Genomic DNA, 24,278 nt, shown 5'->3' with positions numbered 1-24,278 from the left:
CCTGAGTAATTGGTCTGGAGTATGGTGTCGTCATGGTTGATTATAATGAAGAATATATGCGAAAGACTGCGTCTTTTAAAGGGTTCTTTTTTGGGATGCACTTCAATAAGAAAAAGATCGTTCAGGTTTCTCGTGAAGAACAGCTTGCGAGGAGTACAGAGTTATTTGAGCGAATCGGGAATTTGCATCCGCTGCTGAAGAATTGGTATAGAGGTGGTAGTTCACCCAAAGAAGGTTTGCGCTTCAATGTTGTAGAGAATCCAGAGTATCTACGTGAGGAGGCGGACTCTTGGCGTGATGACGATGGTCATGTGAATCCCAAGCGAACTAAATATGTCTTGTGGAATGGCCAGGTTGACCCCTTCAAGGGCGCGCTATCGATCTCATACGATGGTCATGACATGACTATAAGTAGGCCCTCAATTAAGTTTGAGGATGTGGGTTTTTTACTGTTAGCTATTCCTGATGCTCGCGATATTTTGATAGGCATGATGCGTGCGGTTGTGGAAATATGGCCGGAAATCGAGTGGGGCGTAATTGCTCCTCGCAATTACTACCTGGATTATAGGGTCTTCAATGACCAGCAAACCATCGGCTGGATTGGCTACTGCCCGCAAGAATTGACGAAGGAGATGCTTCCCGAGGCGGAGGATCTAATATCGATTCCTGAGCGCGGCACGATAGTGATTACTTGTCCTGGCGTAATGGATGAGAAGAACAAGGAGCACTATGAGCGGGTGGGGAATATCGATACGAAGCTGGTTGAGTTTGGTTATTTGCCGATGTTTCGGCATTGATTTATGGAGCCGAGGGTTAGCATAGGTAACCATTGCATTGATCAGCGCCGAGCATGCCTGTTTTGCGACGGGCATGCTCGGGCCAAGCTCACATCTTTACTAAGGATGGTCTGAAATAGCCCGACATTTCCGGCCGACTTCGACCTCTGCCGATTTTGAACGCACCGACCAGTCAAAACCGGTCAGGTTGTCCGCTCAGCGCTTCGTTTTTGGCCGTCACGAGCACCTCGACACCCCTACCCGGCAGAACGTTTTCGCGTCAAAACCTGAGGCAGGAGCCGTATGCGGTAATGCTGCACGTACGGATCTGTGCGGGGGGCGGTGGGTAACCACCGTCTCTACCGCGACCCCCTTTTTTGGTCCCCTTTTTTGTTGAGCCGCGCAGGAAAGGTGCGCCTGTAATGTGGGAATTGGCCCCCGCAGGCCGCTTGCGGAGGCCGAATACAGCAAAAAAACAGGTGATTTGACCGCCTTCTGATCAATTCACCTCTTTCAAAATCGGTAATGGCCGAAGTCGACCCAAAATAGCGGCCTAGTTCAGACCTTCCTTAGGCCCAACCTAAATATCTGCCAATGCAAAGCATTGCTGAAATAAACAGTACTAAATTGGTCGTTATGATGCCGACACTACGAGCAAATGGGTTGTTGTTTGTAAACGAAAGTGCATAACCATGCAGTATACGCCCAGCAAGTAGTACTAAGCCGAGTGTGTGTAGCTGCCAATGAGGTGAGCCACTTAATTCTAGAAAACCCATTAGCACAATCGCCAGTGGCACGTACTCAGCGAAGTTGCCGTGCCCTCTAATGCGCCGAAGCATGACTGGATCACCACCATCCCCAAGGCTGGCTTTCCCAGGTGCTGCTCTTTCAATAATTACTCGGGCACTTAGTACGATAAAAAAAATTGTAAGCAGGCCGCTATAGAGAAGTGTGACTCTCATCATGTAGTCCTTGCCCCGGCAGGGGTGGCAGTGCCGTCGCTCGCTTAAAATCCGTTTTTAAAGGGATGTTATGCGGTGAGCATGGCGGCGAATGGTAACTGGATGCTAGTTATTTCAATGAGTTGTTTTAGTAATGGGTAAAGAAGTGCAGTTAGACGTCTTGGGCGAAGAGTGTAATCGCGGCATGGTCGAAGCAGGAGCAAAAAGTAGTTTGCTCCTGATGTCGAAAATTACGCGTCTGCGCCGCCTAAAACATTTTCCAGTTGCATCTCTTTCAAAACGCGGTCTTGGATAGGCTGTTTCGCTGCGTTGATCTCATCAACACCCCAAACCAAACCGACAGCTGTGCGTGTAGGTCGCTTACCCGTAGGCATGTCTGCGAGTGCCAAATACGCGTCCACGACCATCTGTGGATTAGGTGCTTGATCACTTTTCATAAATTTACCGAATTCCTCAAACATGGCGGGAGGAATTTGGGCTAGCGTGCCGTAGCTGTCCAGGATGTCTGTACGGTTCGGTTCTTGTCCGGCTGCGCTCAGGCCGGTAGGGAATGGGCCTGGTTGTACTATGGCGATATCAATGCCGAATGGCGCCACTTCGTAGCGTAAACCTTGGAGGTAGCCTTCCAGTGCATGCTTGGTCGCCGCGTAGGTAGAGAAGTACGGTGCCGATATCTGGCCAACCATGGATGATGTGTTGATGATTAGGCCGGACTTGGCCTCGCGCATGGCTGGCAACACGGCCTGTATAGTACGCATAGCACCATAGTAGTTGGTTTCCATCTGTTCTCTGGCTTGGGCAATGCTAAATGCCTCCGTAATGCCTAGGTACATTACGCCAGCATTGTTAATCAAGATGTCAATTTTTCCCGCTTTATCAAGTACGCCTGCAATGACGCTTTTGACAGACTCGTCGTTGGTAACATCCATGCCGACAACATGGATGAAGTCACTATACGCTTCCAATTCGCTCTTGACGGAAGCGTTCTTGCCTTCTGGACCCCGCATGGTGGCGAATACTTGGAAACCTTTATCTGCAAAAGCCTTAGCTGCTTTCAAGCCAAAGCCACTGCTGCTGCCGGTGATAATTACGGTTTTCGCTGGGTGGTTCATGTGTTCTTCCTGTTGGGTTGCTATTTAAATACCGACCGGTACAATAAGCTGGCGCATATGCCGTGTCAAGATAAAATACTGAGTGGTACGAAAATGAGCTTGGATCCAGCTAAACCTACAAGAGGGCGACCCAAGACCTTGAGCCGTGACCGCATCTTGGATGTCGCGATGGAGGCCTATTGGAAGGAGGACATCGGCAACCTGTCTCTTAATGAAATTTGCAGGCGATGTGATATATCGAAGCCCGGCTTGTATCGGGAGTTTTTGAATGAAGATGGCCTGATGAAGGCTGTTGTTCTTCGGTATTACGAGGAAGTGCTAAGCCCTGTGCAGGCGATGTTGGCTGGCGATGCTTCGTTTCGAGACGCGCTTGATGGACTCGTGTCATTTGCCGCTTCATCTAATTGTAATCATGAATCCCCCAGGGGATGTCTCTTTATCAAAATGCGTGAATCACGTATTCACTTGGGTGAGGAAACACGGGCGCAAGTTGACTTCCTTGAAAGGCAAGGATTAGCCGCATTCAAAGAATGGGTAGAGCGTTCGAAGGCCAAAGGTGAGTTTTCTGCAGACATGTCATCGGAGTTTGCAGCTATTTATATCGATGCACAGCTAAGTAGTGCTTCGTCACACCTTGCTCGTGGTGAGGATCCGCAGACAGTGAAGGAAATATTATCGATCGCATTTTCTATGTTGGGATGAGTGTGCCTGTCAGTAAGTAGCCTGAATCATTGCCAATGGCTGAGGAGAGGCTTGATTCACGCTGCGCAGAAATACCCGCCTCGTAGGGGGAGCGCGCAGCTTGGCCGCTATTTTTTAAGGCGCCGCACCGTTCAGGCATGGCAATAAAATGGTTGATTTCATTTTCGGCTAGCTGGGTATTCTTGAGCGGTCAATCGCTTATCTTTTCTCAGGCGCTCACTGAGCCTTGGCGGTGAGTCGCGTCCATGATCGCGGCGTTCCGTACTTGCTCAAGGCTGCAGACCTGTCGGTACGCAGCCGGGAGGAGCTAAATGCCATTGCACTACCACTGAACATGCGTCCGCGTAAGCGCTTCGACTTCAAGTGCCTGATCGAGGTCATGTGCGAGGTCATGGAAAAAACATCGCTATGCAGCATGGTGCACTGGCTTCAATTCAATAACCGTGTTGCACTCAGCTCCTGTAACCGCCATTTTTCAGTCCAATCCATCATCGGCGCTACGCAGAAACGACACGAGAGGGGAGCGGGTTGTCGAGGAGGCGATGCTGTTTTTCATGGGATCAGGCGTTGCCCAGATGAGCATGATATCGATACAGCCAACTCCTAGTTGAGGTTGGCTGACAGAAAGTGGGCGCCCCAGGCTGCTTGTGACTTTGGTTTACTGCTCGTTGAGGGCGAAAGCGGTGAGGGTGAAGGTGGAAATGCCTGCGTCCTGCAGTTTCTGTGATCCTCCTAGCTCGGGTAGGTCGATGATTGCGGCGGCCTCGAAGACTTTTGCGCGCATGCGTTGCACCAGGTTGGCGGCAGCGATCAGGGTGCCGCCAGTGGCGATCAGGTCATCGAAGATCAGCACCGAGTCGCCTTCGCATAGGCTGTCGGTGTGCACTTCCAAGAAGGCTTCGCCGTATTCGGTTTGGTAGCCCTCGCAGAGCACGTCGGCCGGCAGCTTGCCTTGTTTGCGGAATAGCACAAGCGGCTTGTTCAGCTCATAGGCGATGATCGAACCGATCAGAAAGCCGCGGGCGTCCATGGCACCGATATGGCTGAATTCGGCCTCCACGTAACGCTGGATAAAGCTGTCGGCGACCAGGCGCAGGGCGCGTGGTGACTGAAACAGCGGGGTGATGTCGCGGAACACCACGCCAGGCTTGGGGAAGTCCACCACCGGGCGGATCAGGGTCTTGATGCTGAATTCGTCGAAGATCATGAGATTTCCTGCGTATTTCGGGCATACGAAAGCGCCGCATGGGCGGCGCTATCATGAAAGTAGCCGTCGGCGCCGATAGGCGCCGGGCGGGCTCAGATGTCGATGTTGCCGCCTGCCAGGGCACATAGCTCGATTGGGTCGAGGATATGCACTTCCTTGCCTTCGGCTTCGAGCAGCTTGTTCTGCTGGAAGCGGGTGAATACGCGCGATACGGTTTCCACGGCCAGACCGAGGTAGTTGCCGATCTCGTTACGCGACATGGCCAGGCGGAACTGGTTAGCGGAAAAGCCTCGTGCGCGAAAACGTGCCGAGAGGTTGACCAGAAAGGTGGCGATGCGCTCGTCGGCGGTTTTCTTCGAGAGCAGAAGCATCATCTGCTGATCGTCGCGGATCTCGCGGCTCATAATCCGCATCAATTGACGGCGCAATTGCGGCAGTTGCAGAGCCAGGTCATCAAGACGCTCGAAGGGAATTTCGCACACCGAAGTGGTTTCCAGCGCTTGCGCGGAGACCGGATAGCGCTCGCCATCCACGCCGGACAGACCAACCAGCTCGCTGGGCAGGTGAAAACCTGTGATTTGCTCTTCGCCGGAGTCGCTCAGGCCGAAGGTCTTCAGCGCGCCGGAGCGTACGGCGAAAACTGAGCCGAAGGTGTCGCCCTGACGAAACAGAAACTCCCCCTTCTTCAATGGACGGCCACGCTTGACGATTTCGTCCAGTGCGTCCATGTCTTCGAGGTTCAGCGAGATTGGCAGGCACAGTGCGGCTAGGCTGCAATCCTTGCAATGGGCTTGGTGCTGCGTTCGCAGCTTGATGCTCTCAGACATCGATCGGCTTCCTGATATACACGCAATGCGGCTAAGGGTACCGCAGGGGAAGCAGGGCGACCAGTCACATGAAAGTTGATCCGGCGCTCAAGTCTGAAGTATTGAGGCCGATATTCAGGGGCCGATATGAGCTTGAGCAAGGAGACGCCAGATGCGTGTCGAAACCAGCACCCCATTGAGCAATCTGAGCAGGTCCTTTCAGCGACAAAATAGCGCAGTCGAGCAAACGCCTGAGCAGGCGCGAGAAGGCCTGCGAGTCAGCCTCTCTGAGCTGAGCAAAAGCCTGTCGGCCAGTGCCAATGGAAAGAGCCAAGATATCGACGAGAGCGGTTTGCCGGATAACATCAAAGATCTGTTGAAGATGATCCGCAAACTGAAGGCTGAGATTGCTGCCAAACAGGCTGAGATCAGGGAGTTGATGGCGGATCAGAGCAAGGATGCCGATACCAAGCGTGCCGAGGCGCAGGCGTTGCAGAGCGAGTTGGCCACTTTGAACGGTGCGCTAACCTCCGCCAATGCCACCTTGATCAAGCAGATGCGCGAGCAGGGGCTGAGCGGCGAGCAGATGCAGACTGCATCCTCGCTGGCGATGGGCTAAGTGGCCGCCCAGGGCTGAGCCAGCCCGGGGCTGCGTTTGTCAGATCACGCGTGAGAAGCGCTGACGCACTTGCTCGTTGAGGTAGCGGTCGAAGAGCATGCACAGCGAGCGTACCAGCAGGCGGCCCGCAGGTTGGACGACAATCCCTTGGTCGTTTAGCTCGATTAGACCATCGCTGTGCAGGCGTTGCAGGTCTGGCCAGAGTGCCGAGAAGTAGTCACGAAACTCGACAGCGTAGGCCTGTTCAATGCTGCGAAAGTCTAGCTCGAAGTGACAGATCAACTGTTGGATGACCGCACGGCGCAGGCGATCGTCTGCATTGCAGTGTAGGCCCCGGCGAGTCGCCAGTTGCGCGTTGCCAAGGCTCTGCTGATAGTTGTTAATGTCACTGTCGTTCTGGCTGTATAGGTCGCCAATCTGGCTGATCGCTGAAACCCCCAGGCCAATCAGGTCGCAATGTCCATGCGTGGTGTAGCCTTGGAAGTTGCGCTGCAGGGTGCCTTCTTCTTGAGCTATTGCCAGTTCGTCGTCCGGTAGGGCGAAGTGATCCATACCGATGTAGCGATAACCTGCCTTGGTCAATTGTTCAATGCTGGCCTCTAGCATGGCCAGTTTTTCTGCCGCAGTTGGAAGATCCTCGTTGTTGATCCGCCGTTGTGGCATGAAGCGTTCGGGCAAGTGTGCATAGTTGAACACCGAGAGACGATCTGGCTGTAGGGCGATGACTTCGGCGACTGTGTGAGCGAAGCGTTCAGGCGTCTGCTTGGGCAAGCCGTAGATCAGGTCGATATTGACCGAGCGGAACTGCAGTGTGCGTGCGGCTTCAATGATGGCGCGCGTTTCTTCCAGGGTTTGCAGTCGATTGATCGCACGTTGCACCTGCGGGTCGAGATCCTGCACACCCAGGCTGACGCGGTTGAAGCCCAGCTCGCGCAGTAGTCCCATGGTCGACCAGTCGGCCTCGCGCGGGTCGATTTCGATGCTGTAGTCACCCGAGTCGTCATCGAGCAGGTTGAAGTGCTTGCGCAGGTGTTGCATCAGCCGCCGCAGTTCGTCATGGCTAAGAAAGGTCGGCGTACCGCCGCCGAAGTGCAATTGCTCGATTACCTGCCCCTTGCTGACATGACGGCTGAGTATCTCGATTTCACGCTCAAGCTTTTCTAAATAAGGCAAGGCGCGCCCGCGATCCTTGGTGATGACTTTGTTGCAGGCGCAGTAGTAGCAAATGTGCGCGCAGAACGGGATGTGCACGTAGAGTGAGAGCGGACGGCCCGCCTTGCGGCTGTCACGCAGTGCATGCAGCAGGTCGAACGGGCCAATATCGTCGTGAAATTGCACGGCGGTTGGATAGGAGGTGTAGCGCGGGCCGGCGAGATCGTAGCGACGAATCAGGTCGGCGTCCCACTGGATAGCGTCGAACATGGGAAATAATCCTGGTCAGGCTTTGTGGGCAGTCTAGGGATGCACGCGCTCAGGAGCCTTGACCTGAATCAACGGGGATCAAGGCAGGGGATAAAGGCTATAGGCGGCAGGCTTCAGGCTGTAGGCAAGAGCGAAAAACATCATCGCGTGCTCGATTTATGGCTTCTACGTGCCGCTTAGGCTTGCATCCGGGCTAGGTTCGCTGAAGCTGCTCTAGTGCCCCATCAGCCAGTGCTGGTGCGGGCCGGGCAGTGTCCAGAGGCCGAAGAGGATCACCAGCAGGCCTGCGGCGACGCGTACGCCGCGACGGCGTAACAGGGCGGTGACGCGCTCGGCTGCCAGCCCGGTGGCCAGCAGGATCGGCGAGGTGCCGAGGCCGAACGCGAGCATCAGCAGAGCGCTGTCCAGAGCATTGCCCTGGCTCGATGCCCAGAGCAGGGTACTGTAGACCAAGCCGCAGGGCAGCCAGCCCCATAGCCCACCCAGTATCATTGCCTTTGGGATGCTAGTGATTGGCATGAAGCGTCGCGTCAGGGGCTGGATATGTCGCCATATGCCGCGCCCGAGCGCTTCGAGGCGTGTCAGCCCGCTCCACCAGCCAGCCAGGTACAGGCCCATGGCGATCAGCAACAGTGCCGCGAGTGTACGCAGGGCGGTTTCTGCCGCGCTTCCTGTTACTGCCCAGCCTGCCAGGCCCAGCAGGAGACCCGCGGCGCTGTAGCTAAGAATGCGCCCCAGGTTGTAGGCCAGCAGTAATTGCAGGCGTCGACCACGCTGCTCGGGAGCAATAGCCAGGGTCAGGGCGCCCATTAGGCCGCCGCACATGCCCAGGCAGTGACCGCCGCCAAGTAAGCCGAGAATCAGCGCTGAGATCAGCAGTGGCAGCAGTTCAAGCATCAGGCTTGTCCTGCTTGCTGGACTCTTTAGCCTGCTCGACACCGGCCTTGTGCAGTGGATCCTCGTCATCGAAGAGGATGCTGTGCGCCGGGCTGTCGAGGTCGTCGTACTGGCCGCTGTCCACGGCCCAGAAGAACAGCCAGATGGCGAAAGCGACCAGGGCGATGGCGACGGGAATCAGGATGTACAGGGCGGGCATACGCTCTCCATAGTGGCTGTAGGAGCGAGCTCTGCTCGCGAAGAAGCTGTTTGGGCTTCGCTTGCTTGCAGATTACCGGCTCAGGCGCAGGGCGTTGAGCACCACCAGCAGTGAGCTGAACGACATGCCGACTGCTGCCCAAATCGGGGTAATCCAGCCAAATGCGGCAAATGGCAGAACCATGCCATTGTACAGCGTCGCCCAGCCCAGGTTCTCGATGATGATATGGCGCGTACGCTTGGCCATCGCCAATCCCTGCACCAGGCTGCTCAGGCGGTTGGACAGCAGCACCGCATCGGCGCTGGTCTTGGCCAGGTCGGAGGCGGTGCCCATGGCCACACTGATATCGGCAGCGGCCAGCACTGGCACATCATTCACGCCATCACCGAGCATTAGCACGCGGCGCCCTTGGCGATGTAACTGTTTGAGCACGGCCAGCTTTGCGTCGGGCGTCATGCCGCCACGGGCATCCTCGATACCGAGCTGGCGGGCGACCTCGCCAACCATCGGTGAGCTGTCGCCGGACAATAGATGGATATGCCAGCTACGGGCGCGTGCGGCGGCGATCAATTCGGGCGCGTCTTCGCGCAGGCGGTCATCAAGGACGAACCAGGCCAGCGGGCCATTCTCGTCACCCAGTAGCAGCCACTGGCCGTGCTCGCTGGTGAGGCTCGGCACGGACTGGCCGCTCAGGGCGCTGACGAATCCCGCCTCGCCGATACGCAGCAGGCGACCGTCGATGCGGCCCTGCAGGCCCTGGCCCGGATGACTGTCGACCGCTTCGGCGGCACGTGGCGCCTGGCCGAAGGCGCGGGCGATGGGGTGTTCTGAGCGGTTTTCCAGGGCGGCGGCCAGGGCCAGGCAACTGTCCTGATCGAGTTCGCGCAGCGGATGGATGGCGCTGAGGGTCAGGCGGCCTTCGGTAAGCGTGCCGGTCTTGTCCAGCACCAGCGTGTCGATATGGTTGAGCCCTTCGAGCACATGACCACGGGTCAGCAGCAACCCCAGCTTGTGCAGGCTGCCGGTGGCTGTGGTCAGCGCGGTCGGCGTGGCCAGTGCCAGGGCGCAGGGGCAGGTGGCCACCAGCAGCGCGAGCACGACCCAGAAGGCGCGGCTGGAGTCGATCTGCCACCAGATGCAGCCAACCAGCGCGGCAGCCAGCAGGATGAACAGCAAAAACCACTGCGAAACCCGGTCGGCGATTTCCGCCAGGCGCGGTTTCTCGCTCTGCGCACGCTCCAGCAGGCGGACGATAGCAGACAGACGTGTGGCATCGCCCAGGGCCTGCACTTCCAGCGTCAGCGGGCCTTCGACGTTGAGCGTGCCGGCTGTGACGCTGTCGCCGATGCCGCGCGGTTGCGGCAGGTATTCGCCGGTGAGCAGGGATTCATCGACGCTGGATTGTCCATCGAGAATGCGACCGTCTGCCGGGATCAGCGAGCCTGGCTGTACCAGCACGCGCTCGCCCTCGCGCAACTCGCTGAGCAGGATGCGCTGGCTCTGGCCGTCGGCGTCCAGACGCAGGCAGGAGGCCGGCAGCAGCTTGACCAGTTGTGCGGTGGCCGCCGCTGTGCGTTCACGAGCGCGACGCTCCAGATAGCGGCCGGCGAGCAGGAACAGGGCGAACATGCCGACGGCATCGAAATACAGCTCGCCAACGCCGGTGACGGTCGACCAGATGCCGGCCACGTAGGCGCCGCCAATGGCCAGCGAGACGGAGATGTCCATGGTCAGGTGACGGGTGCGCAGGTCGCGCAGGGCGCCGCGGAAGAATTGCCCGCAGCAGTAGAAGACGATGGGGGTGGTGAGGAACAGGCTGGTCCAACGCAGAATCTTGTCCAGCTCGGGCGTCAGGTCGACGTTGAATTCCGGCCAGGTGGCCATGGCCGCCATCATCACCTGCATCCACAGCAGGCCGGCTACGCCCAGCTCGCGCATGCGGCGACGGTTTTCCGCAGCCAGGCGCTCGGCGGCCTGGTCGGACTGCCAGGGATGCGCCGCGTAGCCGATGCGGCGCAGTTCGGCGAGCAGCTTGCTCAGCGGCAGTTGGCTGTCCTGCCAGCGTACCTGCAGGCGGTGGTTGGACAGGTTCAGGTGCGCTTCGGCCACGCCCGGCACGCCGCGCAGATGCTTTTCGATCAGCCAGCCGCATGCAGCGCAACTGATACCCTCGATCAGCAACTGGGCCTCGCTCAGCTCGCCTTCATGCTGGACGAAGGGTTGCTGCACATCGCTGCGGTCGTACAGCGCCAGTTCGTCAGGTAGCGCTTGCGGCAGCGCCTGGGGATTGGCGGAATTTTCGCTGCGATGACTGTAGTAGTGCTCCAGCCCCCCGGCGACGATGGCCTCGCTCACCGCCTGGCAGCCTGGGCAGCACAGTTCACGTTCTTCACCGAGCACCATGGCATGGAAGCGGCTACCGGTGGGTACCGGCAAGCCGCAGTGATAGCAGGGGGTAGGTGAGGGCATCGGTAGGTTCAGTAGGACGGGGTGTCGCCGATGGCAATGGATTGTGCGCTGGCGATATTTTCTTCCTCGAACAGGCGCCATTGCTTGCTGCCTTCCTCGCCCAGCAGCTCGACGAAGCGGCGGCCACTGACCTCGTCGAGCATCTGCCCACGGTATTGGCCGTCGGCTGCCGGTTGCAGGATGACGCGACGATCACGCTCCGGCTGGGTCGGTGAAATCAGGTTGAGGACGATCTGCTGCGGTTTGCTGTTGCCCTGCAGCGATAGCGTGGCCATACCCGTGGTGTTGTCCAGTACCAACTCGCCGTGCAGTTGCAGACGCTCGGCGAATTTTTCGCGTTCCAGCGACTGGTTGATGCCCTTGCCGACGTCGTAGTAGTCGTCGGAAATCAGGCCTGGCGGGTTGCGTGTAGCCAGGGTCAGCAGGGTCAGGCCCTGCACCACGGAATAGCCCAGCAGGGCGATGATGAACCAGGGCCAGAACTGCTTGTACCAGGGTTTGACTGGCGATTGTGCTTGCTCGGACATGTGCTTTCCGTTGTCAGCGGACGCTGGGGCCGATGAAGCGGCTGTCGGCGTCGTTCTTGATACTGGGATCGTCCGCCGATTGTACGTGGAAGACGATGTTGTTGGCGCTTGACGGTAGTTTCTCGGGGGCGACGGACAGCTCGACCGGGAAGGAATAGACCTCGCCTGCCAGGGCGCGAATCTCGCGCTTGCCTTCGTAGACCAGGCCGTCGAGACCGTCGGCGCTGATCACGTAGGTCATGTCGCGTTGCGCTTTGTTCATGATCTTCAGGGTGTAGACGTTCTGGATGTCGCCACGCTCGTTCTCGCGGAACAATACGCGATCCTTGAGCACGTCCAGCTCCACTAGAGGGCGGTTGGCCACGGCCCAGGCGAACAGGCCAATCATGGCCACGAGTGCGACGGCATAGCCGATCAGGCGTGGGCGCAGCAGGTGGGTCTGGCGGCCGGACAGGTTGTGTTCGGTGGTGTAGCTGATCAGCCCTTTGGGGTAGCTCATCTTCTCCATGATGCTGTCGCAGGCGTCGATGCAGGCAGCGCAGCCGATGCATTCGATCTGCAGACCGTCGCGGATGTCGATGCCGGTGGGGCAGACCTGCACACAGAGTTTGCAGTCGATGCAATCGCCCAGGCCCTGAGCCTTGTAGTCGGCGTCCTTCTTGCGCGGGCCTCGGGACTCGCCTCGGCGTGGATCGTAGGAAACGATCAGGGTGTCCTGGTCGAACATTACGCTCTGGAAGCGCGCGTAGGGGCACATGTAGATGCACACCTGCTCACGCAGCCAGCCGGCATTGCCATAGGTGGCGAGTGTGAAGAAGCCCACCCAGAATACCGCCCAGCCGCTGGCTTCGAAGGTCAACAGCTCAGGGATCAGTTCGCGAATCGGTGCGAAGTAGCCGACGAAGGTGAGGGCGGTTACCAGCGAGACGCCCAACCAGATCGCGTGCTTGGCGACTTTGCGCGCCAGTTTGTGGCGGCTCATGGGCTGCTTGTCGAGCTTCATGCGCTGGTTGCGGTCACCTTCAGTGACCTTTTCGGCCCACATGAACACCCAGGTGAATACGCTCTGTGGGCAGGTGTAGCCGCACCAGACGCGCCCGGCGAACACGGTGATGAAAAACAGGCCGAAGGCGCAGATGATCAGCAACCAGGACAGCAGCATGAAATCCTGCGGCCAGTAAGTGGCGCCGAAGATATGGAACTTGCGTTCCGGCAGGTTCCACCACACGGCTTGGTGGCCGCCCCAGTTCAGCCAGACGGTGCCGAAGAACAGCAAGAAGAGTGCGGCACCGCCAACGAGGCGCAAATTGCGGAACAGGCCGGTAAAGGCGCGGGTGTAGATTTTCTGGCGGCTGGCGTAGAGATCGACGCTGGCGGTCTTGGCAGGAGAGGGCGTGACGTCTCGAACGGGTATCTGATCGCTCATCAATGCGTACCACAGCAGTTGGTTGGCAGCCCAGAACGATACGTGCCGATCTGGGTCAGTTCACGGTGGCTATATGGTACGCCGGAAAGACAACGCTCGGGTGCGACTGGCAGTCGCGACCCGAGCGTTCATTGATCCTCGTCAAAGGAGTCGTGCTGCGCTTACTGCTCCTGGCTCTGGTGTGACAGGCTGTACACGTAAGCGGCCAGCAGATGCACCTTGTCGTTGCCGAGGAATTCTTCCTGGGCCGGCATCTTGCCGTGACGACCGTAGCGGATGGTCTGCTGCAGTTGCGCGTAGCTGCTGCCGTAGATGAATGCCGCCGGGTTGGTCAGGTTAGGCGCGCCCATGAGCGGAGTGCCCTTGCCGTCTGCGCCATGGCAGGCGAAGCAGGTACTTGCGAACACCTTCTGGCCAGCTTCGATATCGGCTTTGACGTCCTCTGGCAGTTTGCGCCCGCCCAGTTGGGTCAAGACGTAGGCGGCGACGTTGCGTACGCCATCTTCGCCGATGGCTGGGCCTTGGGCCGGCATCGCGCCTTCACGGCCCTTGAGGATGGTGGTCTTGATGGTTTCCGGGTCGCCACCCCAGCGCCATTCGCTGTCGGTCAGGTTGGGGAAGCCATAGCTGCCTTTGGCGTCGGAGCCGTGGCACACCGAGCAGTTGGAGGCGAACAGGCGGCCACCCATCTTCAGCGCCTGCTCGTCCTTGGCCACTTCCTCGATGGGCATGGCCGCATATTTGGCGAACAGCGGGCCGTATTGCTCATCGGCGCGCGCCATCTCTTTTTCCCACTGGTGCACGCCGGTCCAGCCGGAGTGACGCATGGAGCCATCAGCGATCTGCACGCCAGCGGCGAAGGGGGTCTTGCTCTCGCTATCGACGTAGTCGTAGCCCGGCAGCAGGCCTTTCCAGTTACCCAGGCCTGGGTACAGAACCAGGTAGCCGAGGGCGAAGATGATGGTGGCGACGAACAGCATGAACCACCACTTGGGCAGCGGGTTGTCATACTCCTCGATGCCGTCGAAGCTGTGCCCGACGGTTTCCTCGGTGACTTCTTCACGCTGGCCCTTGCGGGTGCCGAAGATCAGCCAGGTCAGGGCGAAGATGGTGCCCAGAGAGAGGATGGTTACGTACCAACTCCAGAACGTGGTCATTGGTTATTGCTCCTGGAAGAGTCTTGGTCGCGCTTGGTTTCGGGATCATCGGCGAAGGGCAGGTTGGCGGCCTCGTCGAAGCTCGACTTGCGCTTGCTGCTGTAGGCCCAGAGCACCACGCTGATGAAGGCGATGAACACCACCGCCGTGCCGATTCCGCGAATGGTCCCGATATCCATGGCGTCTTACCGTTTGTTCTTGATGGAAGTGCCGAGAACCTGCAGGTACGCGACCAGCGCGTCCATTTCGGTTTTGCCTTTCACTGCATCACGGGCGCCGACGATGTCTTCGTCGGTGTAGGGGATGCCGAAGCCACGCATGACTTCCATTTTCTTCGCGGTGTCTTTGCCGTCGAGCTTGTTCTCGACCAGCCATGGGTAGGCTGGCATCTTCGACTCGGGCACGACGTTGCGCGGGTTGTACAGGTGAGCGCGATGCCACTCGTCCGAGTAACGACCACCGACCCGTGCCAGATCCGGGCCGGTACGCTTGGAACCCCACAGGAAGGGGTGATCCCAGACGCTTTCGCCAGCGACGGAGTAGTGCCCGTAGCGCTCAGTTTCGGCGCGGAACGGACGGATCATCTGCGAGTGGCAGCCGACGCAGCCTTCGCGGATATAGATGTCGCGCCCTTCCAGTTGCAGCGCGGTGTAGGGCTTGAGGCCTTCGACCGGCTCGTTGGTGACGTCTTGGAAGAACAGCGGGACGATTTGGGTCAGGCCGCCGATGCTGACGGCAATCACCATCAGCAGCGCCATCAGGCCGATATTTTTCTCGATGACTTCGTGTTTCATCAGTGAGCGCTCCCGGCAGTGGCGTGGGCAGCGGGAATCTGTGCTGCCGCGTCGTACTCGGCTGGTTTTGCGGCGCGCACGGTACGGTAGGTGTTGTAGGCCATCAGCAGCATACCGGTGACGAAGAAGGCGCCGCCGATCATCCGCACGATGTAGCCGGGGTGGCTGGCCTGCAGGGCTTCAACGAAGGAGTAGGTGAGGGTGCCGTCTTCGTTGACTGCACGCCACATCAGGCCCTGAGTGATGCCGTTGACCCACATCGAGGCGATGTACAGCACGGTGCCGACGGTCGCCAGCCAGAAGTGCGCGTTGATCAGGCCGACACTGTGCATCTGCTCGCGGCCAAAGACCTTCGGAATGAGGTGGTACAGCGAGCCAATGGAGATCATCGCTACCCAGCCGAGGGCGCCTGCGTGCACGTGGCCGATGGTCCAGTCGGTGTAGTGAGACAGGGCGTTGACGGTCTTAATAGCCATCATCGGGCCTTCGAAGGTGCTCATGCCGTAGAAAGCTAGCGACACCACGAGAAAGCGCAGAATCGGGTCGGTGCGCAGCTTATGCCAAGCGCCGGACAGGCTCATCATGCCGTTGATCATGCCGCCCCAGCTCGGCGCCAGCAGAATGACCGACATGGCCATGCCCAGTGACTGCGCCCAATCCGGCAGCGCGGTGTAGTGCAGGTGGTGCGGGCCGGCCCAGATGTACAGGGTGATCAGCGCCCAGAAGTGGACGATGGACAGGCGGTAGGAGTAGATGGGACGCTCGGCCTGCTTGGGTACGAAGTAGTACATCATCCCCAGGAAGCCTGTGGTCAGGAAGAAGCCTACGGCGTTGTGGCCGTACCACCACTGGATCATGGCGTCGGTGGCACCGGCGTACATGGAGTAGGACTTGGTCAGGCTGACCGGCATTTCCATGCTGTTGACGATGTGCAGCATCGCGGTGACCAGAATGAAGGCGCCGAAGAACCAGTTGCCCACATAAATGTGCTTGCTCTTGCGCTTCATGATGGTGCCGAAGAACACCAGTGCGTAGGTGATCCAGACGACCGCGAGGAGAATATCGATCGGCCATTCCAGCTCGGCGTATTCCTTGGAGCTGGTGTAGCCCAGCGGCAGGGTAACTACTGCGAGCACGATTACGGCTTGCCAGCCCCAGAAGGTAAATGCAGCTAGCGTGTCAGAAACCAGGCGTGTCTGGCAGGTACGTTGCACCACGTAGTACGAGGTGGCGAACAACGCACAGCCGCCGAAGGCGAAGATTACTGCGTTGGTGTGCAGGGGTCGCAGACGGCCGAAGCTGGTCCACGGCAGGCCTAGATTGAGCTCCGGCCATATGAGTTGTGCGGCGATGAACACGCCTAGACCCATCCCAATGACCCCCCAGATTACCGTCATAACGGCGAACTGGCGGACCACCTTATAGTTATAAGCAGTCGGACTGATTGCTGTGCTCATGCTGGGGGTTCCACGGTTAATGGATTTTTTTATTGATTAAAAAAACGGCGGCAGTATGGAGAAAGCAAGTGGCCATTGCAACGCGCCAAGCCCGTGCTAACCGGCTGTCAGGGCTGTTCTGGAGGGCCTTTTGAGGCCTTGGGAAAGACCGTTTTCAGCACTGTACGCAAGCTGTTTATGCCGCGTTAAGGAGGGATTGCCTTGGAGTTATCGGGCAATGACGACTGAAAGCGAGCTTAGCTCAGAAAAATGAATGCGCAGAGCTATTTGGTCGGATGATGCGACACTCAGTCGCATTGGTGATGGCCGGTGGCCGCAGGGGCGGCCACCGGTAGGGGCGGGGGTTATTGCTCTTGGCTGTGGCTCAGCTTGTAGACGTAGGCGGCCAGCAGGTGGGCCTTGTCGTTGCCGAGGAAGTCTTCCTGGGCGGGCATGTTGCCGTTGCGGCCATAACGGATGGTCTGTTGCAGTTGCGCGAAGCTGCTGCCGTAGATGAACGCGGCTGGGTTGGTCAGGTTCGGCGCGCCCATTACTGGCGTGCCCTTACCGTCAGCGCCGTGGCAGGCGAAGCAGGTGCTGGAGAAGATCTTCTGGCCCGCGTCGACATCTGCCACTTCGCCTTCCGGCAGTTCGCGGCCACCCAGTTGGGTCAGCACGTAGGCAGCGACGTTGCGCACGCCGTCCTCGCCGATGGCTGCGCCTTGCGGCGGCATCACGCCGTGGCGACCCTTGAGGATGGTGGTCTTGATGGTTTCCGGGTCGCCACCCCAGCGCCATTCACTGTCGGCCAGGTTGGGGAAACCGTAGCTGCCCTTGGCGTCGGAACCGTGGCATACCGAGCAGTTGGAGGCGAACAGGCGGCCGCCCATTTTCAGCGCTTGCTCGTCTTTGGCCACCTCGGCGATGGACATGGCGGCGAACTTGGCGAAGATTGGGCCGTACAGCTCATCAGCGCGTTTCATCTCACGTTGCCACTGATTAACCTGCGTCCAGCCATCCTTGTAGCCGGGCAACAGACCTTTGAAGTTGCCCAGGCCTGGATAGAGCAGCAGGTAGGCCGCGCCGAACACCAGGGTGCCGAGAAATAGCATGAACCACCACTTGGGCAGTGGGTTGTCGTATTCCTCGATGCCATCGAAAGCGTGGCCCATGGTTTGCTCGGTCGGATTCTTGTGCACTTCGCTCTTGCGCGTGGCGAAGATCAGCCAGAGCAGCGCGACCAGCGTGCCGACGGTGAGCAGGGTGACGTACACACTCCAAAAGGTGGTCATGCTTGGATCCTCGTAACGTCGGGCTTGTGGTCATCGGCAAAGGGCAGGTTGGCCGCTGCCTCGAAGTCTTCGCGGCGTTTGCCGCTGTAAGCCCAGAGGGTGACTGCAGTGAAGGCGATCAGCACCAGCGCGGTTCCCAGTCCGCGCAGCGTGCCGACATCGATAAACTCGAACATGGCACTTACCTCTTGTTCTTCACGGCGGTGCCGAGCACCTGCAGGTAGGCGACCAGGGCGTCCATCTCGCTCTTGCCCTTGACCGCGTCGCTAGCGTCGGCGACATCGGCATCGCTGTATGGCACGCCGAGGGTGCGCAGGGCGCTCATCTTCTTGGCGGTGTCCTTGCCATCGAGGGTGCCTTCCACCAGCCAGGGGTAGGCTGGCATCTTCGACTCGGGCACGACGTTGCGTGGGTTGTACAGGTGGGCGCGGTGCCACTCGTCCGAGTAGCGACTGCCGACGCGGGCCAGGTCCGGCCCGGTACGCTTGGAGCCCCACAGGAAGGGGTGATCCCAGACGCTTTCACCGGCGACGGAGTAGTGCCCGTAGCGCTCGGTTTCGGCGCGGAACGGGCGGATCATCTGCGAGTGGCAGCCGACGCAACCTTCGCGGATATAGATGTCGCGCCCTTCCAGTTGCAGCGCCGTGTAGGGCTTGAGGCCCTCGACCGGCTCGTTGGTGACGTCCTGGAAGAACAGTGGGACGATCTGCGTCAGACCGCCGATGCTGACTGCCAACATCATCACCAGGGCCATCAGGCCGATGTTCTTTTCGAGAATCTCGTGTTTCATCAGTGGGCTCCTTCTACCGAGAACTGCGCAGCGGCTTCCATCTCGCTCGACTCAGCACTGCGCACGGTTAGCCAGACGTTCCAGGCCATCAGCAGCATGCCGCTGAAGAAGATCGCGCCGCCGATCACCCGTACCACGAAGCCGGGATGGCTGGCTTCCAGCGCCTCAACGAAGGAGTAGGTGAGGGTGCCGTCTTCGTTGACCGCACGCCACATCAGGCCCTGGGTGATGCCGTTGACCCACATCGAGGCGATATAGAGCACGGTGCCGATGGTGGCCAGCCAGAAGTGGCCGTTGATCAGGCCGACACTGTGCATCTGCTCACGACCAAAGACTTTCGGCAGCAGGTGATACAGCGAGCCGATTGACACCATGGCGACCCAGCCGAGGGCGCCAGCGTGGACGTGGCCGATAGTCCAGTCGGTGTAGTGGGACAGGGCGTTGACGGTCTTAATAGCCATCATCGGGCCCTCGAAGGTGCTCATGCCGTAGAAGGCCAGGGACACCACGAGAAAGCGCAGAATCGGGTCGGTACGCAGTTTGTGCCAGGCGCCGGAGAGGGTCATCATGCCGTTGATCATGCCGCCCCAGCTCGGTGCCAGCAGAATCAGCGACATCACCATGCCAAGCGACTGAGCCCAGTCCGGCAGTGCGGTGTAGTGCAGGTGGTGTGGGCCGGCCCAGATGTACACCGCGATCAGCGCCCAGAAGTGGACGATGGACAGGCGGTAGGAGTAGACCGGGCGACCGGCCTGCTTGGGCACGAAGTAGTACATCATCCCCAGAAAGCCTGCGGTCAGGAAGAAACCCACGGCGTTATGGCCGTACCACCACTGGATCATGGCATCGGTCGCGCCCGCATACAGCGAGTAGGACTTGGTCAGCGTGACCGGGATCTCCAGGTTGTTGACCACATGCAGGATGGCCACGGTGAGGATGAACCCGCCGAAGAACCAGTTACCTACATAAATGTGGCTGACCTTGCGCTGCATCACCGTACCGAAGAAGACGATGGCGTAGGACACCCACACGACGGTGATAAGAATGTCGATCGGCCATTCCAGCTCGGCGTACTCCTTGGAGCTGGTCCAGCCCAATGGCAGGCTGACTGCTGCCAGCACGATTACCAGTTGCCAGCCCCAGAAGGTGAAGGCTGCAAGCTTGGGAGCAAACAGCGCGGTCTGGCTGGTGCGTTGCACCGCGTAGTAGCTGGTGGCGAACAGTGCGCAGCCACCAAAGGCAAAAATCACCGCATTGGTATGCAGTGGGCGTAGGCGACCGAAGCTGGTCCACGGTAGGTTGAAGTTCAGTTCGGGCCAGGCTAGCTGGGCAGCGATGAAGACGCCGAGCCCCATGCCGACGATGCCCCAAACCACCGTCATAATGGCGAACTGGCGAACCACCCTGTAGTTGTAGGCGGAACGGGTTGTTGTATTCATGTCTGGGCTTCCATCCACGGTTATGGCAGAGCGGCCGATATCCGTGGCACCCCCTAGGCATGAGCAAGCCATGAACACTACGAATATCGACGCGAGGCAAGCATGAGCAAAGGGCCATTGGAGTTTATTGACACGGATCAATGTGAGCAGGCGCTGCCCTGTCTGTGGGACGAACCGTCGCAGGCGGTAACGACCACCTTGATCCTGGCGCACGGTGCAGGTGCGCCGATGGATAGCCCGTTCATGCAGCACATCGCGCAGAGCCTCGCCGAGCGTGGGGTGCGGGTGGTGCGCTTCGAATTCGCCTACATGGCGCAGCGCCGCGTTGACGGCCGCAGAAGGCCGCCCAACCCCCAGGCGCACTTGCTGCAGCAATGGCGTCAGGTCCATGCCCAGGTCAGTCGACAGGTCGGCGGGCCTGTGGCCATTGGTGGCAAATCCATGGGGGGACGTATGGCCAGCCTGCTGGCGGATGAGCTGGGGGCGCTGGCGCTGGTCTGTCTCGGTTATCCCTTCTATGCCGCAGGCAAGCCGGAAAAACCACGCGTGGCCCATCTTGCCGAGCTGGGCACGCCAACCTTGATCGTTCAGGGGGAACGCGATGCCTTGGGCAATCGTGAAACGGTTGCGGGTTACGAGCTGTCCAGCGCCGTCGAACTACACTGGCTGCAGGCGGCCGATCATGACCTCAAGCCACTAAAGGCTTCGGGCTTCAGCCATACTCAGCATCTTGAGGCCGCGGTCCAGAGAATCGTCGAGTACTTGGCGACTTAGTCATCATGTCGGCTGCCGAATACCGGTATGCGAAAGCGGTTGCGCTTGACCAATTGGTCACGCAATGTGACGACTATGTGTCGCCAGTTTCACGAAAAGCGCAGTAAGGAATGCGCGTCTGTGATCGGGTGCGCAAGCCTCAGTGATGTGACATGCCACGCAATGGGGCGGGGCATCAAAAGCGGGTCACGTCATCGCACCTTATTGGTGCGAAGCTATTAGTTTTTTTTGTTAAGTGCTTGATTTTAATGGATTAGTAAGACTGGCTCGCGGCTTGCAATAGACCCTGCAAGTCCGGGTGACAAGGAGTACGGCATGCCCCGCACCTTTTATGATGAGATGTACGACGCGAGCGGCGCTGTCCGCCCGCACTATCGCGAATTTGCCCGATGGTTGGCAGAAACGCCGGATGATCTGCTGGCCCAGCGCCGACGAGAAGCCGATTTGCTGTTCCACCGCGCGGGTATCACGTTCACCCTTTATGGGGATGATCAGGGCACCGAGCGGTTGATTCCCTTCGATATTGTCCCGCGCGCCATTCCTGCTAGCGAATGGCGAGTCGTCGAACGTGGCTGCATTCAGCGCGTTCAGGCGCTCAATATGTTCCTCGCCGACCTCTATCACGACCAGCGCATTATCAAGGCCGGTATTGTGCCTGCCGAGCAGGTGCTAGCCAACGAGGGTTACCAGATGGCGATGCAGGGCCTCGACCTGCATCGCGACATCTACGCGCACATTGCCGGGGTCGACCTGGTGCGTGACGGTGATGGCAGCTACTACGTGCTGGAAGACAATCTGCGCACGCCCAGCGGTGTCAGCTACATGCTCGAAGACCGCAAGATGATGATGCGCCTGTTCCCTGAACTGTTCTCCGCACAGCGCGTAGCGCCGATCGATCACTACCCGAATCTGCTGCTCGATGCGTTGAAGAGTTCCAGCCCGTTGGACAACCCAACCGTCGTTGTGCTGACGCCGGGGCGCTTCAATAGTGCCTACTTCGAGCACGCTTTCCTTGCGCGCGAGATGGGCGTAGAGCTGGTAGAGGGCGCCGACCTATTGGTGCGTGATGACAAGGTCTACATGCGTACCACGGCTGGCGCGCGCCAGGTGGACGTGATTTACCGTCGCCTCGATGATGCCTTCCTCGACCCGTTGGCTTTCAACCCAGATTCGATGCTCGGTGTCCCTGGCCTGCTGTCGGCCTACCGTTCGCGCAACGTGGTGTTGGCCAACGCCATCGGCACCGGCGTAGCGGATGACAAATCGGTCTACCCCTACGTTGGCGACATGATTCGCTTTTATCTGGACGAAGAACCGATCCTCAAGAACGTACCTACCTGGCAGTGCCGCAAACCGGAAGAGCTGTCCCACGTGCTGGCTAACTTGTCCGAGCTGGTGGTCAAGGAAACTCAGGGCTCCGGTGGCTACGGCATGCTGGTCGGCCCGGCGGCAAGCAAGGCTGAGATCGAGAACTTCCGCGCTCGCCTGATCGCCAAGCCGGAGGCCTACATCGCCCAGCCAACGCTGAGCCTGTCGACCTGCCCGACCTTTGTTGAGCGCGGCATCGCCCCGCGTCATATCGACCTGCGCCCGTTCGTTCTGACCGGTCGCGAAACCCGCCTGGTGCCTGGGGGCTTGACGCGTGTGGCATTGCGTGAAGGTTCGCTGGTGGTCAACTCGTCGCAAGGCGGCGGTACCAAGGACACCTGGGTGGTGGAGGACTAATCATGCTCAGTCGTACTGCCTCCGATCTGTACTGGATGTCGCGCTACCTGGAGCGCGCCGAGAACCTGGCGCGCATGCTCGACGTCAGCTATTCGTTGTCGCTGATGCCGCAGGATGGCCGTGGTGATGGCCTGGATGAGTTGGCCATGCCGCTGCTGATCACCGGCACCCTGGATGACTACCTGGAACGCCACGGCCCGCTGCATGCCGAGCGCATGTTGCACTTCTTCGCCCTCGATGCGAGCAATCCCGGCAGCATCTACTGCTGCCTGCAGGCTGCACGTAGCAATGCCCATGCAGTGCGCGGGCGGATCACCGCCGACATGTGGGAAAACATCAACTCCAGTTGGCTGGAAATGCGCGGCATCGCCGAGCAGGGGCTGGGGCGCTACGGCATCAGCCGTTTCTGCGAGTGGGTCAAGGAGCGTTCGCACCTGTTCCGTGGTGCGACCTTCGGCACCATTATGCGCGGCGAAGCTTACCGTTTTATCCGTCTGGGCACTTTCATCGAGCGCGCCGACAACACCTTGCGCCTGCTCGATGCGCGCTACGAAATGCTCGGCGAGGAGATCGACGAACTGGAGGAGCGCACCGCGCGCAGTTATTACCAGTGGAGTGCGCTGCTACGTGCACTGTCCTCGTTCGAAGCCTTCGCCGAGATCTATCGTGGCTCGCCACGTACGCGCAAAGTTGCCGAGTTGCTGTTGCTGCGCCCTGACGTGCCGCGCTCACTGCGTGCCTGCATGGAAGAACTCAACCTGATGCTCGCCGGTCTACCGGGAGAGAACGGTCGCCCTGCACAGCGCCTGGCCGCCGAGCTGGACGCACGACTGCGTTACACCAGCATCGGCGAAGTGCTCGACGAAGGCCTGCACGCCTGGCTTACCGACTTCATCCTGCTGGTGCGCCAGCTTGGTAACACCATCCATACGTCCTATCTGGAGGTCGCATGAGACTCTCGATCAGCCATGACACCACCTACCGTTACGATGATCAGGTACGCGCGAGCATCCAGTATCTGCGCCTGACCCCGCATGACAGCGAGCGCCAACAGGTGCTCAGTTGGGAGCTGGATTTGCCACGTCCGGTGCATGCTCAGCTCGATCCCTACGGCAATATCCTGCACGTGCTGACTTTGGACGAGCCCCATGAGTCCATCGTTATCGGCGCACGCGGCCAGGTGGAAATCGACGAAACCTGCGAGGCCGAGCATGAGCAGCAGTCGGCATTGCCGTTCCTGCGCTTCACCCGTCTGACCCAGGCCGATGATGCGATTCGGGAGTTCGCCGCACAGCATGCCAAGGCGCAATGCGACCGCAACGGCCTGATCGACCTGATGCATGCGCTCAATGCCCACATTGCCTACCAACCCGGTATCACCGAGGTGGACACTAGTGCGGCCGAGGCTTTTGCGGGGCGGCGTGGCGTTTGTCAGGATCACACACATGCCTTCCTTGCCTGCGCGCGCAGTCTGGGCGTGCCAGCGCGCTACGTGTCGGGCTACCTCTACACCGACGACGCCGAGCACTTGGCCAGCCATGCCTGGGCGGAAGCCTGGGTGGGCGATGCCTGGTACAGCTTCGATGTAACCAACTGCCTGGCGCGCCCGGAGCGCCACCTCAAACTGGCGGTTGGCCTGGATTACCTCGATGCTTGCCCGGTGCGCGGTATGCGCCGTGGTGGTGGTGGCGAACAGATGCACGCCCAGGTGCAGGTCGCGCCGTTGTTGCAGGTGCGCCAGCAGTAA

25 protein-coding genes and 1 pseudogene are annotated in these 24,278 nt (G+C 59.3%); 8 read left to right on the top strand and 18 right to left on the bottom strand.

Going from position 1 to position 24,278, the window contains the following annotated elements; genetic code table 11:
• Positions 1-32: 32 nt before the first annotated feature.
• Complete coding sequence (locus AERO9A_RS16410) at positions 33-797, top strand: Imm52 family immunity protein (protein ID WP_159972992.1); 765 nt, start codon at positions 33-35, stop codon at positions 795-797.
• Between the two features lie 548 nt (positions 798-1,345).
• Here the strand turns inward: AERO9A_RS16410 and AERO9A_RS16405 are convergent.
• Positions 1,346-1,738, bottom strand: a complete 393-nt coding sequence (locus AERO9A_RS16405; RefSeq protein WP_159972991.1) for an MAPEG family protein — start codon at positions 1,736-1,738, stop codon at positions 1,346-1,348.
• A gap of 230 nt (positions 1,739-1,968) precedes the next feature.
• Positions 1,969-2,850 carry an SDR family oxidoreductase gene (locus tag AERO9A_RS16400; protein ID WP_159972990.1) on the bottom strand — a complete coding sequence of 294 codons (882 nt, stop codon included), beginning with the start codon at positions 2,848-2,850 and terminating at the stop codon, positions 1,969-1,971.
• Between AERO9A_RS16400 and AERO9A_RS16395 the strand changes: the two genes are divergently transcribed.
• Complete coding sequence (locus AERO9A_RS16395) at positions 2,851-3,552, top strand: TetR/AcrR family transcriptional regulator (protein WP_159972989.1); 702 nt, start codon at positions 2,851-2,853, stop codon at positions 3,550-3,552.
• Between the two features lie 262 nt (positions 3,553-3,814).
• Positions 3,815-3,993: pseudogene (locus AERO9A_RS16390) on the top strand (IS30 family transposase); the annotation flags it as partial.
• 217 nt (positions 3,994-4,210) lie between these two features.
• On the opposite strand, the gene AERO9A_RS16385 reads toward AERO9A_RS16390, so the two are convergent.
• Together AERO9A_RS16385 and fnr are read right to left on the bottom strand one after the other, a co-directional pair.
• The gene (locus AERO9A_RS16385) at positions 4,211-4,759 is read right to left on the bottom strand and encodes an adenine phosphoribosyltransferase (protein ID WP_159972988.1); all 549 of its coding nucleotides are present in this window, start codon (positions 4,757-4,759) and stop codon (positions 4,211-4,213) included.
• Between the two features lie 92 nt (positions 4,760-4,851).
• Positions 4,852-5,586: a fumarate/nitrate reduction transcriptional regulator Fnr gene (gene fnr, locus AERO9A_RS16380; protein ID WP_159972987.1), complete on the bottom strand. Its 735-nt coding sequence runs from the start codon at positions 5,584-5,586 to the stop codon at positions 4,852-4,854.
• A gap of 151 nt (positions 5,587-5,737) precedes the next feature.
• Here fnr and AERO9A_RS16375 point away from each other — a divergent pair, with 151 nt between their 5' ends.
• Positions 5,738-6,184, top strand: a complete 447-nt coding sequence (locus AERO9A_RS16375) for a hypothetical protein (protein ID WP_159972986.1) — start codon at positions 5,738-5,740, stop codon at positions 6,182-6,184.
• 39 nt (positions 6,185-6,223) lie between these two features.
• Here AERO9A_RS16375 and hemN read toward each other — a convergent pair whose 3' ends face one another.
• From hemN to ccoN (AERO9A_RS16305), 14 genes are all read right to left on the bottom strand, one after another.
• Positions 6,224-7,606 (bottom strand): oxygen-independent coproporphyrinogen III oxidase, encoded by a 1,383-nt coding sequence (gene hemN / locus AERO9A_RS16370; RefSeq protein WP_159972985.1) that lies wholly within the window; start codon positions 7,604-7,606, stop codon positions 6,224-6,226.
• Between the two features lie 213 nt (positions 7,607-7,819).
• The gene (locus AERO9A_RS16365) at positions 7,820-8,503 is read right to left on the bottom strand and encodes a sulfite exporter TauE/SafE family protein (RefSeq protein ID WP_159972984.1); all 684 of its coding nucleotides are present in this window, start codon (positions 8,501-8,503) and stop codon (positions 7,820-7,822) included.
• Positions 8,496-8,702, bottom strand: a complete 207-nt coding sequence (gene ccoS / locus AERO9A_RS16360; protein WP_159972983.1) for a cbb3-type cytochrome oxidase assembly protein CcoS — start codon at positions 8,700-8,702, stop codon at positions 8,496-8,498. Before ccoS ends, AERO9A_RS16365 begins: the two co-directional genes overlap by 8 nt.
• A gap of 72 nt (positions 8,703-8,774) precedes the next feature.
• Positions 8,775-11,171: a heavy metal translocating P-type ATPase gene (locus AERO9A_RS16355; protein ID WP_159972982.1), complete on the bottom strand. Its 2,397-nt coding sequence runs from the start codon at positions 11,169-11,171 to the stop codon at positions 8,775-8,777.
• 8 nt (positions 11,172-11,179) lie between these two features.
• Positions 11,180-11,698 carry a FixH family protein gene (locus tag AERO9A_RS16350; RefSeq protein ID WP_159972981.1) on the bottom strand — a complete coding sequence of 173 codons (519 nt, stop codon included), beginning with the start codon at positions 11,696-11,698 and terminating at the stop codon, positions 11,180-11,182.
• 13 nt (positions 11,699-11,711) lie between these two features.
• On the bottom strand, positions 11,712-13,124 hold the full coding sequence (gene ccoG / locus AERO9A_RS16345) for a cytochrome c oxidase accessory protein CcoG (protein ID WP_159972980.1): 1,413 nt from the start codon (positions 13,122-13,124) through the stop codon (positions 11,712-11,714).
• A 161-nt stretch (positions 13,125-13,285) separates the two neighbouring features.
• The gene (gene ccoP / locus AERO9A_RS16340) at positions 13,286-14,281 is read right to left on the bottom strand and encodes a cytochrome-c oxidase, cbb3-type subunit III (RefSeq protein WP_159972979.1); all 996 of its coding nucleotides are present in this window, start codon (positions 14,279-14,281) and stop codon (positions 13,286-13,288) included.
• Positions 14,278-14,460, bottom strand: a complete 183-nt coding sequence (locus AERO9A_RS16335) for a cbb3-type cytochrome c oxidase subunit 3 (RefSeq protein WP_159972978.1) — start codon at positions 14,458-14,460, stop codon at positions 14,278-14,280. The genes ccoP (AERO9A_RS16340) and AERO9A_RS16335 overlap by 4 nt, the downstream gene beginning before the upstream one ends.
• A gap of 6 nt (positions 14,461-14,466) precedes the next feature.
• Positions 14,467-15,075 carry a cytochrome-c oxidase, cbb3-type subunit II gene (ccoO, locus tag AERO9A_RS16330; RefSeq protein ID WP_159972977.1) on the bottom strand — a complete coding sequence of 203 codons (609 nt, stop codon included), beginning with the start codon at positions 15,073-15,075 and terminating at the stop codon, positions 14,467-14,469.
• A complete protein-coding gene (ccoN, locus tag AERO9A_RS16325; RefSeq protein WP_159972976.1) occupies positions 15,075-16,532 on the bottom strand; it encodes a cytochrome-c oxidase, cbb3-type subunit I in 1,458 nt (485 codons plus the stop codon). Before ccoN (AERO9A_RS16325) ends, ccoO (AERO9A_RS16330) begins: the two co-directional genes overlap by 1 nt.
• Positions 16,533-16,876: 344 nt before the next feature.
• On the bottom strand, positions 16,877-17,803 hold the full coding sequence (gene ccoP, locus AERO9A_RS16320) for a cytochrome-c oxidase, cbb3-type subunit III (protein ID WP_159972975.1): 927 nt from the start codon (positions 17,801-17,803) through the stop codon (positions 16,877-16,879).
• Positions 17,800-17,979: a cbb3-type cytochrome c oxidase subunit 3 gene (locus tag AERO9A_RS16315; RefSeq protein WP_159972974.1), complete on the bottom strand. Its 180-nt coding sequence runs from the start codon at positions 17,977-17,979 to the stop codon at positions 17,800-17,802. The genes ccoP (AERO9A_RS16320) and AERO9A_RS16315 overlap by 4 nt, the downstream gene beginning before the upstream one ends.
• 5 nt (positions 17,980-17,984) lie before the next feature.
• Positions 17,985-18,593, bottom strand: coding sequence for a cytochrome-c oxidase, cbb3-type subunit II (gene ccoO, locus AERO9A_RS16310; RefSeq protein ID WP_159972973.1), 609 nt, complete (start codon positions 18,591-18,593; stop codon positions 17,985-17,987).
• Positions 18,593-20,032: a cytochrome-c oxidase, cbb3-type subunit I gene (ccoN, locus tag AERO9A_RS16305; RefSeq protein ID WP_159972972.1), complete on the bottom strand. Its 1,440-nt coding sequence runs from the start codon at positions 20,030-20,032 to the stop codon at positions 18,593-18,595. Before ccoN (AERO9A_RS16305) ends, ccoO (AERO9A_RS16310) begins: the two co-directional genes overlap by 1 nt.
• A 102-nt stretch (positions 20,033-20,134) precedes the next feature.
• On the opposite strand from ccoN (AERO9A_RS16305), the gene AERO9A_RS16300 reads away from it, so the two are divergent.
• The 4 genes from AERO9A_RS16300 (at position 20,135) to AERO9A_RS16285 (ending at position 24,278) form a co-directional block, all read left to right on the top strand.
• Complete coding sequence (locus AERO9A_RS16300) at positions 20,135-20,806, top strand: alpha/beta family hydrolase (protein ID WP_178111149.1); 672 nt, start codon at positions 20,135-20,137, stop codon at positions 20,804-20,806.
• Positions 20,807-21,121: 315 nt separating this feature from the next.
• On the top strand, positions 21,122-22,531 hold the full coding sequence (locus AERO9A_RS16295) for a circularly permuted type 2 ATP-grasp protein (protein ID WP_159972971.1): 1,410 nt from the start codon (positions 21,122-21,124) through the stop codon (positions 22,529-22,531).
• A gap of 2 nt (positions 22,532-22,533) precedes the next feature.
• A complete protein-coding gene (locus AERO9A_RS16290; protein WP_159972970.1) occupies positions 22,534-23,484 on the top strand; it encodes an alpha-E domain-containing protein in 951 nt (316 codons plus the stop codon).
• Complete coding sequence (locus tag AERO9A_RS16285; RefSeq protein ID WP_159972969.1) at positions 23,481-24,278, top strand: transglutaminase family protein; 798 nt, start codon at positions 23,481-23,483, stop codon at positions 24,276-24,278. Before AERO9A_RS16290 ends, AERO9A_RS16285 begins: the two co-directional genes overlap by 4 nt.

The sequence above is a fragment of the Pseudomonas sp. 8Z genome (assembly GCF_902506535.1).
Taxonomy (GTDB): domain Bacteria; phylum Pseudomonadota; class Gammaproteobacteria; order Pseudomonadales; family Pseudomonadaceae; genus Aquipseudomonas.
The sequence above is the reverse complement of the archived record's forward strand: the minus strand, read 5'-3'. Positions and strand labels throughout refer to the sequence as shown.

Bases quoted from the DNA above. Each gene is read 5' to 3' on its own strand.
- ccoG (WP_159972980.1), bottom strand. From the start codon at position 13,124: ATGAGCGATCAGATACCCGTTCGAGACGTCACGCCCTCTCCTGCCAAG.
- AERO9A_RS16385 (WP_159972988.1), bottom strand. From the start codon at position 4,759: ATGATCTTCGACGAATTCAGCATCAAGACCCTGATCCGCCCGGTGGTG.
- AERO9A_RS16410 (WP_159972992.1), top strand. From the start codon at position 33: ATGGTTGATTATAATGAAGAATATATGCGAAAGACTGCGTCTTTTAAA.
- ccoP (WP_159972975.1), bottom strand. From the start codon at position 17,803: ATGACCACCTTTTGGAGTGTGTACGTCACCCTGCTCACCGTCGGCACG.
- AERO9A_RS16355 (WP_159972982.1), bottom strand. From the start codon at position 11,171: ATGCCCTCACCTACCCCCTGCTATCACTGCGGCTTGCCGGTACCCACC.
- AERO9A_RS16405 (WP_159972991.1), bottom strand. From the start codon at position 1,738: ATGAGAGTCACACTTCTCTATAGCGGCCTGCTTACAATTTTTTTTATC.
- AERO9A_RS16375 (WP_159972986.1), top strand. From the start codon at position 5,738: ATGCGTGTCGAAACCAGCACCCCATTGAGCAATCTGAGCAGGTCCTTT.
- AERO9A_RS16350 (WP_159972981.1), bottom strand. From the start codon at position 11,698: ATGTCCGAGCAAGCACAATCGCCAGTCAAACCCTGGTACAAGCAGTTC.
- AERO9A_RS16295 (WP_159972971.1), top strand. From the start codon at position 21,122: ATGCCCCGCACCTTTTATGATGAGATGTACGACGCGAGCGGCGCTGTC.
- ccoS (WP_159972983.1), bottom strand. From the start codon at position 8,702: ATGCCCGCCCTGTACATCCTGATTCCCGTCGCCATCGCCCTGGTCGCT.
- AERO9A_RS16285 (WP_159972969.1), top strand. From the start codon at position 23,481: ATGAGACTCTCGATCAGCCATGACACCACCTACCGTTACGATGATCAG.
- AERO9A_RS16315 (WP_159972974.1), bottom strand. From the start codon at position 17,979: ATGTTCGAGTTTATCGATGTCGGCACGCTGCGCGGACTGGGAACCGCG.
- AERO9A_RS16335 (WP_159972978.1), bottom strand. From the start codon at position 14,460: ATGGATATCGGGACCATTCGCGGAATCGGCACGGCGGTGGTGTTCATC.
- hemN (WP_159972985.1), bottom strand. From the start codon at position 7,606: ATGTTCGACGCTATCCAGTGGGACGCCGACCTGATTCGTCGCTACGAT.
- ccoP (WP_159972979.1), bottom strand. From the start codon at position 14,281: ATGACCACGTTCTGGAGTTGGTACGTAACCATCCTCTCTCTGGGCACC.
- ccoN (WP_159972972.1), bottom strand. From the start codon at position 20,032: ATGAATACAACAACCCGTTCCGCCTACAACTACAGGGTGGTTCGCCAG.
- AERO9A_RS16400 (WP_159972990.1), bottom strand. From the start codon at position 2,850: ATGAACCACCCAGCGAAAACCGTAATTATCACCGGCAGCAGCAGTGGC.
- AERO9A_RS16290 (WP_159972970.1), top strand. From the start codon at position 22,534: ATGCTCAGTCGTACTGCCTCCGATCTGTACTGGATGTCGCGCTACCTG.
- fnr (WP_159972987.1), bottom strand. From the start codon at position 5,586: ATGTCTGAGAGCATCAAGCTGCGAACGCAGCACCAAGCCCATTGCAAG.
- AERO9A_RS16365 (WP_159972984.1), bottom strand. From the start codon at position 8,503: ATGCTTGAACTGCTGCCACTGCTGATCTCAGCGCTGATTCTCGGCTTA.
- ccoN (WP_159972976.1), bottom strand. From the start codon at position 16,532: ATGAGCACAGCAATCAGTCCGACTGCTTATAACTATAAGGTGGTCCGC.
- ccoO (WP_159972973.1), bottom strand. From the start codon at position 18,593: ATGAAACACGAGATTCTCGAAAAGAACATCGGCCTGATGGCCCTGGTG.
- AERO9A_RS16300 (WP_178111149.1), top strand. From the start codon at position 20,135: ATGAGCAAAGGGCCATTGGAGTTTATTGACACGGATCAATGTGAGCAG.
- ccoO (WP_159972977.1), bottom strand. From the start codon at position 15,075: ATGAAACACGAAGTCATCGAGAAAAATATCGGCCTGATGGCGCTGCTG.